At 52.5% G+C, this 15,709-nt stretch carries 14 protein-coding genes; 11 read left to right on the plus strand and 3 right to left on the minus strand.

Annotated features, from left to right (window positions below; genetic code table 11):
* Positions 1-60 precede the first annotated feature (60 nt).
* The 3 genes from I2D94_RS08800 to coaD all read left to right on the plus strand — a co-directional run bounded on the left by I2D94_RS08800 (position 61) and on the right by coaD (position 2,549).
* Positions 61-1,254: an FtsW/RodA/SpoVE family cell cycle protein gene (locus I2D94_RS08800; RefSeq protein WP_072684252.1), complete on the plus strand. Its 1,194-nt coding sequence runs from the start codon at positions 61-63 to the stop codon at positions 1,252-1,254.
* Positions 1,255-1,323: 69 nt separating this feature from the next.
* Positions 1,324-2,049 (plus strand): 16S rRNA (guanine(966)-N(2))-methyltransferase RsmD, encoded by a 726-nt coding sequence (gene rsmD / locus I2D94_RS08805; RefSeq protein ID WP_195396385.1) that lies wholly within the window; start codon positions 1,324-1,326, stop codon positions 2,047-2,049.
* On the plus strand, positions 2,046-2,549 hold the full coding sequence (coaD, locus tag I2D94_RS08810; RefSeq protein WP_195396387.1) for a pantetheine-phosphate adenylyltransferase: 504 nt from the start codon (positions 2,046-2,048) through the stop codon (positions 2,547-2,549). Before rsmD ends, coaD begins: the two co-directional genes overlap by 4 nt.
* A 258-nt stretch (positions 2,550-2,807) precedes the next feature.
* Here the strand turns inward: coaD and I2D94_RS08815 are convergent, their stop codons facing one another.
* Positions 2,808-3,722, minus strand: a complete 915-nt coding sequence (locus I2D94_RS08815; RefSeq protein ID WP_195396389.1) for a hypothetical protein — start codon at positions 3,720-3,722, stop codon at positions 2,808-2,810.
* 162 nt (positions 3,723-3,884) lie between these two features.
* Here I2D94_RS08815 and hrcA point away from each other — a divergent pair, with 162 nt between their 5' ends.
* The 7 genes from hrcA to I2D94_RS08850 all read left to right on the plus strand — a co-directional run bounded on the left by hrcA (position 3,885) and on the right by I2D94_RS08850 (position 13,886).
* Positions 3,885-4,910 carry a heat-inducible transcriptional repressor HrcA gene (gene hrcA / locus I2D94_RS08820; RefSeq protein WP_195396502.1) on the plus strand — a complete coding sequence of 342 codons (1,026 nt, stop codon included), beginning with the start codon at positions 3,885-3,887 and terminating at the stop codon, positions 4,908-4,910.
* Positions 4,903-5,568 carry a nucleotide exchange factor GrpE gene (gene grpE / locus I2D94_RS08825; protein ID WP_229056822.1) on the plus strand — a complete coding sequence of 222 codons (666 nt, stop codon included), beginning with the start codon at positions 4,903-4,905 and terminating at the stop codon, positions 5,566-5,568. The genes hrcA and grpE overlap by 8 nt, the downstream gene beginning before the upstream one ends.
* A 44-nt stretch (positions 5,569-5,612) precedes the next feature.
* Positions 5,613-7,421, plus strand: coding sequence for a molecular chaperone DnaK (dnaK, locus tag I2D94_RS08830; protein WP_195396391.1), 1,809 nt, complete (start codon positions 5,613-5,615; stop codon positions 7,419-7,421).
* Entirely contained in the window at positions 7,381-8,730 is a 1,350-nt protein-coding gene (locus tag I2D94_RS08835; RefSeq protein WP_195396393.1) for a polysaccharide deacetylase family protein, read from the plus strand. The genes dnaK and I2D94_RS08835 overlap by 41 nt, the downstream gene beginning before the upstream one ends.
* A gap of 17 nt (positions 8,731-8,747) precedes the next feature.
* Positions 8,748-9,878 (plus strand): molecular chaperone DnaJ, encoded by a 1,131-nt coding sequence (gene dnaJ / locus I2D94_RS08840; protein WP_195396395.1) that lies wholly within the window; start codon positions 8,748-8,750, stop codon positions 9,876-9,878.
* 111 nt (positions 9,879-9,989) lie between these two features.
* The gene (locus I2D94_RS08845) at positions 9,990-12,563 is read left to right on the plus strand and encodes an ATP-dependent Clp protease ATP-binding subunit (protein ID WP_195396397.1); all 2,574 of its coding nucleotides are present in this window, start codon (positions 9,990-9,992) and stop codon (positions 12,561-12,563) included.
* Between the two features lie 450 nt (positions 12,564-13,013).
* Positions 13,014-13,886, plus strand: a complete 873-nt coding sequence (locus tag I2D94_RS08850; protein ID WP_195396399.1) for a GH25 family lysozyme — start codon at positions 13,014-13,016, stop codon at positions 13,884-13,886.
* A gap of 30 nt (positions 13,887-13,916) precedes the next feature.
* Here the strand turns inward: I2D94_RS08850 and I2D94_RS08855 are convergent, their stop codons facing one another.
* A complete protein-coding gene (locus I2D94_RS08855) occupies positions 13,917-14,171 on the minus strand; it encodes a TfoX/Sxy family protein (protein ID WP_195396401.1) in 255 nt (84 codons plus the stop codon).
* 96 nt (positions 14,172-14,267) lie between these two features.
* Entirely contained in the window at positions 14,268-14,870 is a 603-nt protein-coding gene (gene rpsD / locus I2D94_RS08860) for a 30S ribosomal protein S4 (RefSeq protein ID WP_072684263.1), read from the minus strand.
* A 344-nt stretch (positions 14,871-15,214) separates the two neighbouring features.
* Here rpsD and I2D94_RS08865 point away from each other — a divergent pair, with 344 nt between their 5' ends.
* The gene (locus I2D94_RS08865; protein ID WP_195396404.1) at positions 15,215-15,649 is read left to right on the plus strand and encodes an N-acetyltransferase; all 435 of its coding nucleotides are present in this window, start codon (positions 15,215-15,217) and stop codon (positions 15,647-15,649) included.
* The last annotated feature ends 60 nt before the right edge of the window (positions 15,650-15,709 follow it).

Here is a 15,709-nt window from a genome sequence, read left to right on the forward strand (position 1 = left end):
CAGAACTTCAATTCTTTTGTGCAGGGCTGGGATTTATGGTAAAATGTCACCAGGAGGCGGATGAATTTGACGCAGAAAAAAAAGACTTCTTTTCGGATGCCGTACCGGTATGATTTGATCATCCATCTCTGTACGCTGATTTTAGCGGTGTTCGGTTTGTTCATGGTCGCTTCGGCAACGATGGGTCTGGCATCGGGCAACGTGATGACGCTGATGAAAACAATCATGAAACAGCTGGCGTTCACGGTTCTGGGATATCTGGGCATGGTGACGATGGCACGCTGGTTTACGTTTGAACGTATGAAGAAAAATATTACGCCGATCGTCAGCCTGACGCTGGTGCTGCTTTTGTTAGCCCTGTGTTGGGAGGTTGGCGGCGCACGGGCCTGGATCAAAATTCCCTTTCCGGGCCAGGAGATCACGATCCAGCCCTCGGAGTTTTCTAAGGTTGTCATCATCATGGTCATGGCGACATATCTGGGCGATATCCGCAACCTGAAGCTGACGGCCAAAGACTTGATGCGCAACCCGCTCTTGATCGTCGGGGGCTTCTGCTTCATCGTCGCAATCCTGCAGTCGGACTTCGGTTCGGCGATCGTCATGGCGGGGATCGCGTGCATCTGTTTTCTGATCCCCTACCATCCCTCGTTAGTACGGCTGCAGAAGATGCTGGTGATGTTGTTGATCATCGGGGTTGTGCTGATCGTATGGATCTTGTCGCCAATGGGCGAACACCTGATCGAAGCGCTGCCGTTTAAGAACTATCAGATCAACCGCTTCACCTCGGCGATGAATCCATTTGCGGATAAATACGGCACGGGCTTCCAGCTGATCAACGGACTGGTGTCCTTTGCCAGCGGCGGATGGCAGGGCGTGGGGTATGGCAAGTCGATTCAGAAATATACGAACTTCCCGGCGGCGAATACCGATTTTATTCTGGCGATTGTCGTCGAGGAATTGGGCATCTTCGGGTTTTTATTGATTTTTATCTGTTACGCACTGATCGTCGGGCGGATGTTTATCTATGCGATCCGGATGAAAAGCCAGCGCGGGCGGATTGTTTTGATCGGCGTTTCAATGTATTTCTTCATTCACTTTTTGTTCAATGTCGGGGGTGTAACCGGCTTGATTCCGCTGACGGGCGTGCCGCTGTTAATGATTTCCGCGGGAGGTTCCAGTACGCTGTCCGTCATGGTGGCGGTCGGCATGGGCCAGGCGGTGATCTCGCAATACCGTCAGGGGAAGATTGAATAAGGCATTAAACGCCAGCCGGCATCAACGGCGAAGGGAAACGCAGGAAGGAAAAGCGGCGGCTATTTAAAAATGAATGTCGCGATTGCTTTGAAAGAAGAAAGAAAAGAATTCCCGAAGCGACTCGGGAATTCCAAAGAAAGGGAGAGGAGAAACAAAGATTGGGGGATAGCATCTTTCGATGCACTACTATCTTGCCCGGGTTTTCCGCCCTTTATACACACAAGGAGTAAAAAAATGCGAATTGTTGCAGGAAAATTTCGTTCCCGGCTGATTCAGGCGCCCAAAGGCGACCAGACCCGGCCGACGCTGGATAAGGTCAAGGAAGCGGTGTTCAGCCGGATTGGTCCGTATTTTGACGGCGGCATTATGCTGGATCTGTTTGCGGGCAGCGGCTCAATGGGACTGGAGGCACTGTCGCGGGGCATCGAGCATGTTTATTTTGTCGACCGCAGTCCGGCCGCGGCAGCCGTGATCAAAGCCAATATTGCTTCACTTCAGGTCGAAGTGCAGTGCGACGTGTGGAAGTGCGACAGCTTCGCGGCGTTAAGACGCTTAGCGGGGATGGGTGTCCAACTGGATTTGGTTTATCTGGATCCGCCTTATCAGAAGCAGCAGCTGCACAAGATCATGATGCAGCTTGACGCGCTGAATCTGATCTGCGATCACGGACAGGTGATTCTGGAGAGTCTGAAGGAAGACGAGTTTGACGAGGCCTACCATCAGCTGCGCCGCGTCAAGGAAGCAACTTACGGCATCAGCCGCATCAGTTATTATCGAAAGGAAACAGAACTATGAAACGAGCATGTTATCCGGGATCGTTCGATCCCCCGACCTATGGTCATCTGGACATCATCACACGGGCATCGTCGGTCTTCGACGAGCTGATCATCGCGATCATGAAGAATCCGAACAAACGCAACGCCTTTACCGAGGAGGAGCGCGTGCGGATGCTGCAGGAGATTACGCGCGATCTGCCGAATGTCAAAGTTGTGGTCGGCCATGGCCTGACGGTGGAATTTGCGAAGTCGATCGGTGCGCAGGTGCTGATCCGCGGGATCCGGGCTGTCATGGACTATGAATATGAACTGCAGCAGGCGACGGCCAATATGTTTCTGGATGAGACGATTGAAACGGTGTTCTTCGTCGCCCGGCCGCGGTATTCCTTCTTATCCTCGTCCGTGTCCAAGGAAATCGCACTGAACAACGGCGATCTGTCGAAATTTATCCCGGAAGCCATCATCGAGGAAGTTGAAGAAGAACTGAATCCGCTGAAGAAGAAAAATGGCGGGGAATAGCGGCGGAGAAAACTGCTGCCCAAAATTTCGCTGACTGCAGGCAGAGTGTCTGCGGAAGAAAGTAGAATTCTCTAAGTGATCTTATTTATAAGGGTAAAGTTAGAAATAAAGGTCAAGCGAGTGCAGTCCGTTCTTAGCTAGCGAGAGGCTGAAAGTGAACGCCGGAAATTAAAAGAGCGCTGCGATGATTCCGAAAATAACGGAATCCGCCGCGTTTTTTTATGGCTTAAGACAACCGGGGAACGACATAAGCACCGGTCAGCCGCGCAGTCTTTGCAGCATCATCAAAAAGAGGAACACGCCGCCGGCCAGGCCGGTCTGCATCAGCCGGTATCCGAGATAACGCAGATAAGTCAGGTGAAGATGCGGCGTGAGCGAGAGGACCTGCAGATGCACGCTGAAGCTGGCAAATCCCAGCACCAGCGTCATCAACAACGCTTTCAGGGGTACTGCCAGCGGCAGCAGCGCCAGATTGTTGGTGCCTAACGAAAACTCGGTTACACATTGGATCGGCAGCCGCCAGGCGGAGGGCAGCTTCATCGTCGCTAAATTCAGCAGCACCAGTGTCAGCAAAAGATACGCTCCGATGAAATATAAGCTGATGCCGGCCTGGACAACCGCGTCTTTTAAATTCTCAAATAAGGAAGGGACAGATCCGCGCGGATCCAATTGCAGGGCAACGGGTGTACTGCGCGTAAAGAACAGCAGCAGCATCACGGCGAAGAATTCCGCCAGCCAGATCATCAAGCCATATTGAAAGGATTGCAGCAGGACCGAACCGCAGGTGATCAAGATAAACGACGGCGTGCTGACCGTAACGCAGCAAGCCAGCCGCCGGCCCTCCGCTTGCGAAAGCCGGCCGTCCCGCACATAATCGTCGATCAGGATCTGTCCGGCGGGCGAGCCGAGAAAAAAGGAAGCGAAGACTAAGGAAAAAGCGTCCGGCGAGATGTGGAACAAGCGCTCGGTAAATCCGAACAGCCGCCGCGAGAGCGCCACCAGCAGCCCCTGACCGTCGAGGATACGGATTACGACCATCGCCGCAAACAACGAGGGCACTAATTTTTCAAACCAGATCGCTAACGCCTGGCAGGATGCCTCATAGGTTACCGATCCATAATAAAGCAGCGCGGCCAGCAGCGTGAAAAAGATGATTGTCATTCCTTTTTTCATAGGCAAAAAGCCTCCTGGTAAAGTGTATGAACCGCAGCTTGAAAAACGAACTACGAAAAGCTTGAAAACTTGAAAAAATTAGCACTTTTAACTTGACAGTGCTAACAAGCTGGATTATACTGTTAGCAGACATCGGGAAAGAGTGCTAAAGGAGGCGGGATGATGCTGACACCAAGGCGGATTGAAATCTTCAAGGCCATTGTCGACGAGTTCGTTCAGACAGCCGAGCCGGTCGGTTCCAAGACTCTGATGGAAAAGTATCAGCTCCCTTACTCCAGCGCAACGATCCGCAACGACATGATGGTCCTGGAAGAAATGGGACTGCTGGAAAAAACACATACCTCCAGCGGCCGCGTGCCTTCCACAAAAGGCTACAAGTTCTATTGCGAACATCTGATGGAACACAGGGTCGACAACCAGCTGGAAGTGGCGGTCCGCCAGCAGCTGGCCAGCAAGCCGCTGAATTTAGACGACGCCATCCGCGAGAGCTGCAACATCCTTTCGCAGATGACGGACCTGACTTCCGGCGTGCTGGGACCGGATGCGAGCCGGCAGCGGCTGGAGCATGTCAAGCTGTTCCCGATCAGCAACCGAAGTGCTGTGGCAGTCTTTATTACCGATCTGGGGCATACGGAAAACCGGACGTTCCAGTTCGACGACGACCTGTCAGTAGAGGATATCCAAACCTGCTGCCAGATTCTGAACGACCGATTGAAGGGCACCTTGATCAAAGACGTCGTGGACAAAATGGATTCGATCAAACCAATCCTGGCAGCGCATGTCAAGCGGCATGAAATGTTGTTTCAGGCGTTTGTCAACGCATTTGTCAAGTTCGCGAGCGAGAATGTGTATTTCAGCGGCCAGAACAACATGCTGTACCAGCCGGAATTTGCCGACATTGAAAAGCTGAAGGAATTGATGGCGATGATGGAGAACCCGAGCCTGTGGCGTCAGATCGGCACCACGGCCAACCCGGAGCTGGCGTTGAAGATGAACGAAAACGCGCAGCTGGTGTGGGTCAACGACATGGCCGTCGTCACCAGCAAGTTCAAGCTCGGTTCCGACGAGGAAGGCCAGCTGATGGTCTTCGGACCATCCCGGATGGATTACGACCGGATTGTTTCACTGCTGGAACTGGTCAGTCAGTCGATCGAGAGTTTATACGGAAAAGGAGGCAGCCATGAATAACCAGGAAGAAATGAAAAAAGACGAGCTGAACGCCGCGCCGGAAACGGCGGAGGCAGCGGGCGAAACCGAAGAAAAAACGGCAAGTCCGCAGGAAAAAACGGCGGAGCCGGCCGCGGAAGAAGCGCCGGAGCAGCCGGAAGAAAAAAAGGAAGACAAGAAAGACGAGAAGAAGAAAGGCTTCTTCTCCAAGAAGAATGAAATTGAAGAACTGAAGACACGGATCAGCGAGCTGGAAGGCGAAAACGTTAAATTGAAGAACGAATACCTGAAAGCCTACGCGGATACGGAGAATACCCGGCGGCGTCTTCAGCAGGAAGCTGAGCAAACCCGGAAATACCGGATTCAAAGTTTCGCGCTCGACATCCTGCCGGTTCTGGACAATCTGGAACGGGCGCTGGCGATCGAGCCGACACCGGAAACTGAAAGCTACCGCAAAGGCGTCGAAATGATTTATCAGCAGCTCATTCACGCGCTGACCAAAGAGGGCGTGAGCGAGATCGAAGCGCAGGGCAAGGAATTTGATCCGAATTTCCATCAGGCTCTGATGATGGAAGCCGTCGAGGGCGTTGAGCCCAACCACGTCACCGAGGTACTGCAGAAGGGCTACATGTTAAAAGATCGGATTCTGCGCGCCGCGATGGTCAAGGTCAGCGAATAAGCAAACAAGTGAAAACGTGTAAATAAATAAGGAGGATTTCAATTATGGGAAAAATTATCGGTATTGACTTAGGTACAACCAACAGCTGCGTCGCCGTCATGGAAGGCAACGAAGCGAAAGTAATCACCAACCCGGAAGGCAACCGCACCACACCGTCCGTCGTCGCGTTTAAGAACAACGAACGGATTGTCGGCGACGCGGCGAAGCGTCAGGTCGTCACCAACAAGGATTCGATTATTTCGATCAAGCGGAAAATGGGCACGAATGAGAAAGTCCAGCTCAACGGCAAGGAATACACGCCGCAGGAAATTTCCGCGATGATCTTAGGCTACATGAAGGACTATGCGGAAAGCTATTTAGGCGAGAAGGTCGACAAGGCGGTCATCACCGTTCCGGCTTACTTCAACGACGCGCAGCGTCAGGCAACGAAAGACGCCGGCAAGATCGCGGGCCTGGAAGTGGAACGGATCATCAACGAACCGACAGCGGCAGCGCTGGCATTCGGTATCGACAAGACTGACAAGGAACAGAAAGTCCTCGTCTTTGACCTGGGCGGCGGTACGTTCGACGTTTCGATTCTGGATCTGGCCGACGGCACCTTTGAAGTTCTGGCAACCGCAGGCGACAACCATTTAGGCGGCGATGATTTCGATAACGTGGTCGTCGACTGGATGGCAGATCAGTTCAGAAAAGAAAACGGCATCGATCTGAAGCAGGACCGGATGGCGCTGCAGAGAATGAAGGAAGCGGCGGAAAAGGCCAAGAAGGATCTGTCCGGTATGGTTCAGACACAGATTTCCCTGCCGTTCATCAGCGCCGGCGCAGCCGGACCGCTGCACTTTGAAGCGACGCTGACCCGCGCACAGTTTGACGCGATGACCAAATCGCTGGTCGACCGCACGGTTGTTCCGGTTCGTCAGGCGTTGAAGGATGCCGGCTTAACCAAGAACGATATTGATCAGGTCCTGTTAGTCGGCGGCTCAACCCGAATCCCGGCGGTTCAGGAAGCTGTCCGTCAGGAATTAGGCAAGGAACCAAACCGTTCCGTCAACCCGGATGAAGTCGTAGCCTTGGGCGCGGCGATCCAGGGCGGCGTCATCAGCGGCGACGTCAAGGACGTCTTACTGCTGGACGTTACACCGTTAAGCTTAGGTATCGAAACGCTGGGCGGCGTCATGACCGTGCTGATCCCAAGAAATACAACGATCCCGACTTCCAAGAGCCAGGTCTTCTCGACAGCGGCGGACAATCAGCCGGCGGTTGATATCCATGTCCTGCAGGGCGAACGTCCGATGGCCAACGATAACAAGACGCTGGGCAACTTCCAGTTAGGCGGCATCGCACCGGCCCGCCGCGGCGTTCCGCAGATCGAAGTTACCTTTGACATTGACGTCAACGGTATCGTCCACGTTTCAGCGAAGGACAAGGGCACAGGCAAGTCCCAGTCGATCACCATCTCCAACTCTTCCGGATTAAGCGATGAAGAAATCGACCGGATGGTTCGTGAGGCGGAAGATCACAAGGCGGAAGACGATAAGCGCAAAGAAGAAATCGAATTGAAGAACCGCGCGGAAGCGTTCATCAATCAGATCGACGAAACGCTGAATACGGAAAACGCGAATGTCACCGATCAGCAGAAGGAAGAAGTCAAGAAGCTGCGCGACGAGCTGCGCACGGCGATTGACAACAACGATATCGACACGCTGAAGACCAAGATGGAACAGCTTGAAAAGGCAGCCAACGATATGGCTCAGGCGATGTATCAGCAGCAGGCGGGTGCTCCGGGTGCTGATGCGGGCGCAGGCGCTCAGGATGACAATGTCGTCGACGCCGATTTCAAGGAAAAGAAATAACAATTCACGCCGCACAAAAATCCTGGTTTCCATACTGGGATTTCTGTGTTTGAGCGTGCTGATCAGCGGTTGTTCCCGCACCCCCAAGAACAACGCCGGTCAGTTGGAAAATGCGGACAACGCCGTGCTGACAAGCTCGCTGAGCGAGGAACAGCTGGCGCATGTCAAAGAATGCAACGGCCGCCGCGTCAGCAGCGATCAGCCGGTGGAGCTCGTCGTGATGAACGGCGGCAAACCGGAACCGTTTGCCGTGCTGCAGCCGGGGCAGCTGGTTCAGTTAAAAGAAATCAACGATCCGAATCTGATCACTTCACAATATCTGCCCTTGGATGGAATGGATCAGGAGGGCGGTGCGCAGGTATTGGTCAACGCGCTGGAGGTCACGCCTTCCGGTCGCTGGCTGAATCCGACCAATCATTTATTGGAAAAGGATTTTGCGGTGAAGCTGAAGGCCGGCACCCGGATGCTGGATGACAACGGCGAAACGATCCTGACGACCAGCACGGATCAGCAATGGCTGGTGTATGCCCAGAAGGACGGCGCTTACGGCGTTGAGCTGCAGGGACGAATCGTCTGGGTGGATTCCGCTCAGGTTGAAGAAACGATCGCCCGGTCAGGCAGTGCCGGACCGGCGGCTACGTCGCTGCCAGTGCTGATGTATCACTTCTTTTACAGCGAAGCCGATGGTCAGAGCCGCGAAAACGTGAACTTTGTCGAGGTGGAGGAATTCCGCGGGCAGCTGCAGGCCCTGCAGGAGAGCGGCTACGTCGCGCTGACGATGCGCGAAGTGGAAATGATGATGAAGGGCTGGGCGGATGTGCCGGAGAAATCGGTCGCGATTACGATCGACGACGGCGATCCGACAGTCTATCAATACGCTTATCCGGTATTAAAGGATTTCGGCTATAATGCGACGCTGTTTCTGATCACGGGCTGGATGAATCCGCAGCTGCCGTATGAGTTTTTCCAGATGCGCGAGGATGGCTTAGAGCTGCAGTCGCATTCCTTCCTGATGCATCAGGGCGGATGCAAGGCCGGCCATGGCGGACGGATCCTGTGCGTCGATCACGATGAGGGCGTTGCGGATACCCGGCAGTCGCTGGAATATGTCGACGGCGGCTTCGTCTACTGTTATCCGTTTGGCGACGTGAACGATCACGCCGTAGAAATTTTACAGGAAGCTGGGGTTCAGCTGGCTTTTACGACAGAATATGGTAAAATAAAACCCGGAATGGATTTGTACAGGCTGCCGCGGATCCGGGTGACCGGCGGCGCGGGCCTGGACCGGTTCATCAAAAGTATAGAGTAGCAGGAGGGTGATGTTTTATGAGCGAAAAGCGCGACTATTATGAAGTCCTGGGCATCAGCAAAGGCGCTTCCGATGATGAAATAAAAAAAGCCTATCGAAAACTGGCGAAGCAATACCATCCGGATGTGAACAAGGAACCGGGTGCAGAAGAAAAATTTAAAGAAGTCAACGAGGCCTACGAAGTGCTCAGCGACCCGCAGAAACGGGCGACCTACGATCAGTTCGGTCATGCGGGAATGGACGGCATGGGTGCCGGCGGCTTCGGCGGTGGTTTTGGCGGCGGCGGATTTGACGATCTGAACGATATCTTCGGATCGTTCTTCGGCGGCGGCTTTGGCGGCGGCGGATCCCGGGCCCGGTCCAACGGCCCGCGCAAGGGTCAGGACCGCTACATGCAGATGAAGATCAGTTTTATGGACGCGATCTTCGGCAAGACGGAGACGATCACGATCGACGTGGATGAGCAGTGTTCTCAATGCATGGGAACCGGCGCGCATTCTAAGGATGACGTTACCGTCTGTCCGACGTGTCACGGATCCGGAACGGTTGTTACGCAGCAGCGGACGCCGTTCGGAGTATTCCAGTCCCAGAGTGTCTGTCCGGACTGCGGCGGCACGGGTAAGAAAATCCGTAAAAAATGCTCCAAGTGCGGCGGCAAGGGTTATGAACATAAACGCGTGAGCGTCGACGTCAAGATCCCGGCCGGCATTCAGTCCGGGCAGCAGCTGCGGGTATCCGGCAAAGGTGAACGCGGCGCCAACGGCGGATCAAACGGCGATCTGTATATCGAGATCATGGTCATGAAGCACGATTACTTTGTGCGCGACGGCCGGAATATCTACATTACGATTCCGATTTCTTCAGTGGATGCGACGCTGGGCTGTTCGGTCGACGTGCCGACGGTTTATGGCGATGTCGAGCTGACGATTCCTTCAGGAACACAGAACGGCCAGCAGTTCCGACTGAAAGGCAAGGGCGTGAAAGATCTGCGCGGGTCTGGTCAAGGCGATCAGCTCGTTGAGGTGAAGATCGAAATCCCGAAGAAGCTGAGCGGCGAAGAAAAAGAAATGTATGAAAAGCTGCGCAAGCTGCAGGCGAAAGGCGGGAAGGAATCCGTCTTCGACAAGTTCAAGAAAGCTTTTAAATAACGATGGAAAGGGTTTCGGGACAACGAACCCTTTTCTTAAAAATTTTGTTTAGCACTCTATTGACTAGAGTGCTAAAAGTGATATACTAACGAGTGTAAGGAGGGACATCCTATGAATATTGATCAGATGACAGAACGATTGCAGCGGATCTTAATGGAAGCGATCCAGCTGGCGCAGGCGCAGGGCCAGAGCGAGCTGAACGTCGAGCATTGCCTGAAAGCGATTTTTGAAGACGACGGCATCGACGGCTTGTGGCAGCGGCTGGGACAGGACAAGCAACGGACGCTGCAGATCGTCGACAGTTATATGAAACGGCTGCCTTCCAGTACTTCCGGCGCTCAGCCGAACCTCTCCCGCGAGGTGAATCAGGCGTATCAGGAAGCGCTGAAGTGGAGTCAGGCACACGAAGAAACCTATATGAGTTCGGTAGCATTTCTGATCGGCTTGTTGTTCGGCGGCAGCGCCGTCGCCAAGGCGATTCTGGAAGCAACCGGAATTACGAGAAAAGCGCTTGAAAAAGCAGAGGAAGAAAGACGAGGTGGAATGAAGATGAATGAACAGAACGCGGAAAATCAACTGGACGCGCTGCAGAAATACGGGCACGATCTGGTCGAGGACGTCAAGAGCGGCAAGATTGATCCAGTTATCGGCCGGGATGAGGAAATCCGGCGGGTTATCCAGATCCTGTCGCGGAAAACAAAGAATAACCCGGTGCTGATCGGCGAACCGGGCGTCGGGAAGACGGCGATTGTCGAAGGCATCGCATGGCGGATCATGAACGGCGACGTCCCGTTCGGCTTGAAGGAAAAGAAACTGATCGAGCTGGATATGGGCGCACTGATCGCCGGCGCAAAATACCGCGGCGAGTTTGAGGAACGGCTGAAAGCAGTGCTGAACGAAGTGAAGCAGGCGGACGGCAACATCATCCTGTTTATTGACGAGATTCATAATCTGGTCGGTGCGGGCAAAACGGAAGGCTCCATGGACGCGGCCAATCTGTTGAAGCCGATGTTGGCGCGGGGCGAGCTGAAGTGTATCGGCGCGACGACGTTTGACGAATACCGCAAGTATATTGAAAAGGATGCGGCGCTGGAACGCCGGTTCCAGAAAGTTCAGGTCGATGAACCGTCCGTGGAAGATACAATTTCCATCCTGCGGGGTTTGAAGGATCGGTTTGAAAGCTATCACGGCGTGCAGATTCTCGATGAAGCGATCATCGCCGCGGCGACACTGTCCAATCGGTATATCACCGATCGGTTTTTGCCGGATAAAGCGATCGATTTGGTCGATGAAGCCTGCGCTTCGCTGCGGGTGGAGATGGATTCGATGCCGACGGAGCTGGACGAGTTGATGCGGCGGATCATGCAGCTGGAAATTGAAGAAACGGCGCTGAAGAAGGAAACCGACGCCAAGACGCTGCAGCGGCTGGAGGAGCTGCGCAGGGAACTGGCGGATCTGAAAGAAGAAAAAGAAATCAAATACAACCAATGGCAGCAGGAAAAGCATAAGCTGGACGAAGCCAAGGTTTACAAGGAGCAGCTGGAAAAAGCCCGCCTGGACTTCACGCAGGCACAGAACGAAGCGCGTTATGAGGAAGCGGCGAAGCTGCAGTATGATACGATCCCGACGCTGGAGCGGAAAATCCGCGAGTCGGCACAGAATAAAAAAGAGGAACACATGATCCAGGAGATCGTCGACGAGGAACAGATCGCCAAGGTCGTTTCCCGCTGGACGCACATCGAGGTCAGCAAGCTGATTGAAACGGAACGGCAGAAATTATTGCATCTGCAGGATGCGCTGGCGCAGCGGGTCATCGGTCAGGATGGGGCGCTGGAGCTGGTCACGGAAGCGATTCTGCGGTCCAAGGCGCAGATCCAGGATGAAAACCGGCCGATTGGTTCGTTCTTGTTCTTAGGCCCGACCGGCGTCGGTAAGACTGAAGTGGCCAAGGCGCTGGCGGAACAGCTGTTTGACGATGAATCGAAGATCATCCGGATTGATATGAGCGAATACATGGAGAAGCACAGTGTGTCGCGGTTAATCGGCGCGCCTCCGGGATATGTCGGTTACGATGAGGGCGGTCAGCTGACGGAAGCAGTGCGCAGAAAGCCGTATTCCATCGTGCTGCTGGACGAAGTGGAAAAGGCTCATCCAGACGTCTTCAACATCCTGCTTCAGATTCTGGACGACGGCCGGATCACCGATAACAAGGGCGTCACCGTCGACTTCAAGAATACGCTGATCATCATGACCAGCAACCTCGGTTCGCAATATGCGTTTGACAGCGATAAGGAAGAGCGTAATCGCCGGTATATGGACGAAGTCCATAAGTATTTCAAACCGGAATTCGTCAATCGGATCGATGAGATCATCGTCTTCAATGCCTTGAACAATGAAGTGCTGATCAAGATCGCCGATAAGTTCCTGCATGAACTGGCTGGCCGGTTAGCGAAGAAGGATATTGCGCTTGAAGTCACCGACGCGGCAAAGGCGAAGATCGTTGAGCTGGGCGTGGATCCGGTCTTCGGAGCGCGGCCGATGAAACGGCATATCCAGAGAACGATTGAAACCTTGATTGCCCGCAAGATGATTGAACGTGGCAATGAGGGCAACTGCACGATGAAGGTGGACGTGGAGAATGGGCAGTATGTTCTGCATGTGATTGAAAATCCTGAAGTGATCTAAAACAAAGAGGTCGGAGAAATCCGGCCTTTTTTGTTGTCTCAGGGAGTTAGGAAGTTCTTTTTTGAATAACCGTTCATGAAAGAAAATAGGACGTTGATAATACTTTCTGACTTTTATTTGTTTTTAAAGACAAAATAAGTCTTATGCCACATTTGCATTAATAATATTAGAGGAAAAAATAAATTATTCACTATAATGTTAAAAGAAAAAGACGATAAAATTTGGCTATATTGTGTGTTGCATAAGAACTTATGGTTTTCCAGGCACAAGTCCTTTAATATCTTCTAGTATTATAATCTTTCGCATGCCTTTGATAATATTGAACAGATATCGTAAAGATATTCACCACACCTTTTTTGTTTCAACTGTTTAGGAACATGCGCCAGAGCGCCTTCTTCTCCGTGAATAAAATGGATTACCGGACAATCCGGGAAGAAAGGAGGACACAATATGAAAGTCATCGACATCAGTCAGTATGATGGAAATGTGGATTTTCGGCAGGTCCGGGCGTCCGGCGTGGAAGCGGTGATGCTGCGGTCAAGCTGGGGTCACTTCGTTGAAGACTTGCGCTTTCGTGAGAATGTGCGTAAATGCAACGACGCGGGGCTGCCATACGGACTGTATCATTACAGCTATGCTTTAAACGAATCCGAGATGATGCGTGAGGCCGAAAAGTTGATCGCGCTGGCCCGGCATTTTTCTCCGCGCATGCCGGTCGCAATCGACATGGAAGATGCGGACGGTTATAAAGAACGCCACGGAACACTGTATAACAAAGCGCTGAATACTGAAATCTGTCGCTACACCTGCCAGAAAATTGAAGAAGCCGGCTTCTATCCGATGGTTTACGCAAGTCTTGACTGGTTTCTTAACAAGCTGATCTTGAGCGAGCTGGACCGCTACGATCTGTGGCTGGCCCAATGGAATGTCAACGGACCGTCGCTGCCCTGTGGGATGTGGCAATATACGAGCAGCGGATCTGTGCCCGGCGTGCCCGGCCGCTGTGATCTGAATACCGCGTATAAAAACTATCCGGTGATTATCGGCGAGAACGAAGAGGGGGGACAGGATATTCAGTGGATTAATCCGTATGTTACGGTGCAGGTCGTGCGCGGCGTCGGCCGCCGCAACATCTATTATGTGCGCAATGCCGTGATTTCAGGAACCGTGATCGCGGAGCTGAGCCCGGGCGAAAGCTTGCCTGTGGATTTAATCAGCGCTACGATTCTGGAAGATGGCTACAAGTGGATTAAAGTTGATCTGGGACAAGGTGTGGTCGGCTATATGCAGGTCGATCTGGACTATCTTCGCTTTCTGATTTAAAAAGCGAATTCCGAAGAATTCGCTCGACGCTTATTTATAGACAGAATAAAAATCTTTGAGCTTGGCCTTCTTATCAGGGCTGAGCTCGCTTTTCTTTATGCCCTGAATCGCGCCTTCCAGCGCGTACAAGCGGTGGATACAGGCGGAAGGATCGACAGCCCGGATTTTTAACCAGGCTTGCTGGGCGCCCAGCGCGATCAGCTGATCCGCGGTGGTGATTCCAACTTCGTTCAGCTGGCGTTCCAATTCTTTTCCCAGATTCGGCAGCTTTGATAATTCACCCATACGTTTGTCTTCTTTCTCTATTTTCAGTGTAGCGGAATGATGCTCGAAAAACAAGGCGAAAATACAAAAAAGCCTTGCGAGAAGGCTTCTTTTGACTTATCGGTTGTAGTATTCGACAACCAGCAGTTCGTTGATTTCCTGATTCAGTTCGTTCCGTTCCGGCAGGCGGACATAGGTGCCCTTTTTGTTTTCCTTATCAACGGTAACGAAAGCCGGTGTGTTCAGCGTTGCTTCCAGCGCATCGGCGATGCAGGCCATCGACTTGGACTTTTCCTTAACTTCAACCGTAGAACCCGGCTTTACCGTGAAGGAAGGGATATCGACCTTCTTGCCGTTAACCAGGATATGACCATGGTTGACTAACTGACGGGCAGCACGGCGAGTTCTGGCGAAGCCCATGCGGTAAACGATGTTATCCAGACGGGATTCCAGCAGGCACAGGAAGTTGTGACCCTTAACGCCAGCCATCTTTTCCGCTTTCACATAAGTGTTCGCGAACTGACGTTCGTTAACGCCATACATGTTTCTGATTCTCTGCTTTTCACGCAGCTGCGTGCCGTAGTTGCTCAGCTTAATCCGCTTTGTCGGTCCGTGCTGACCTGGCGCATAAGTGCGGCGCTGCAGTTCCTCGCCTGTTTCCAGGATCGAGAAGCCCAGACGACGGGAAATTTTCCAAACTGGTCCAGTATTTCTTGCCATTTTCAATTCCTCCTTGTGTGTTTTATGGCACATAAAACAACAACAGGTACAAATCATTGACGCAGGGTGTTGGTAGACGGCAGTTTCGCTTGAAGCAGCAAGTTACTTCTGCTCTGGAAAGAATTCCAGTACCAACGCCGGTTGCGCAACTTTGTAAGCTGCTATTATTAAACGCTAGGTAAGTATAGCAGATTTCTTCGCTCCCTGTCAATCGAAAAATGAAATAAATCCCTTTAGATAAAGGCGTTTTGCGGGAATCAGAGTTGAATTGTGAACGAGGGGCAGTTTATAATGAAAAAATGAGCGCCGCAGGGAAATTCAAACCGGCGGCAGGAGGAAAAAAGATGCAATTTACAACGATCGATCAACACAATTACCGCCAGACTTGCTGTCTGAGCGTGACGCCGGAACAAAGCGGATATTTGAGCAGCGCGCCGATGATTTTAGCTCGCGCTTATGCGTATCGCCATCAAAACAGCGAAGTAAGTCTGATCGAGGAAGGAACAGACAAACTTGGTCTGATAATGACGCGGGAAACAGATTTGGGAACAACGGTCATTCTTGTTCAATTCTTTATTGATCAGCGGTTTCAGGGCCGGGGCTATGGCCGGAAGGCGATGGAGCTGCTGCTGCAAAGCCTGCGTGAACGCCGGCTAAAACGCGTTGTTTTATGTTACCGTGAGGCAGATCAGGCCGCGGCGCGATTGTATCGGTCGTTGGGCTTTACGGAAACCGGCGAGCGGGACGATGATGAAATTCTGATGGAACTGATCCTTTAAATGATGAGAAAAGTTGGACTTTGCGGCGTTTTCCATCTGGAATAAGAAGTTGTCAAAAAC

Source organism: Holdemania sp. 1001302B_160321_E10 (assembly GCF_015552275.1).
Classification (GTDB): Bacteria; Bacillota_I; Bacilli_A; order Erysipelotrichales; family Erysipelotrichaceae; genus Holdemania.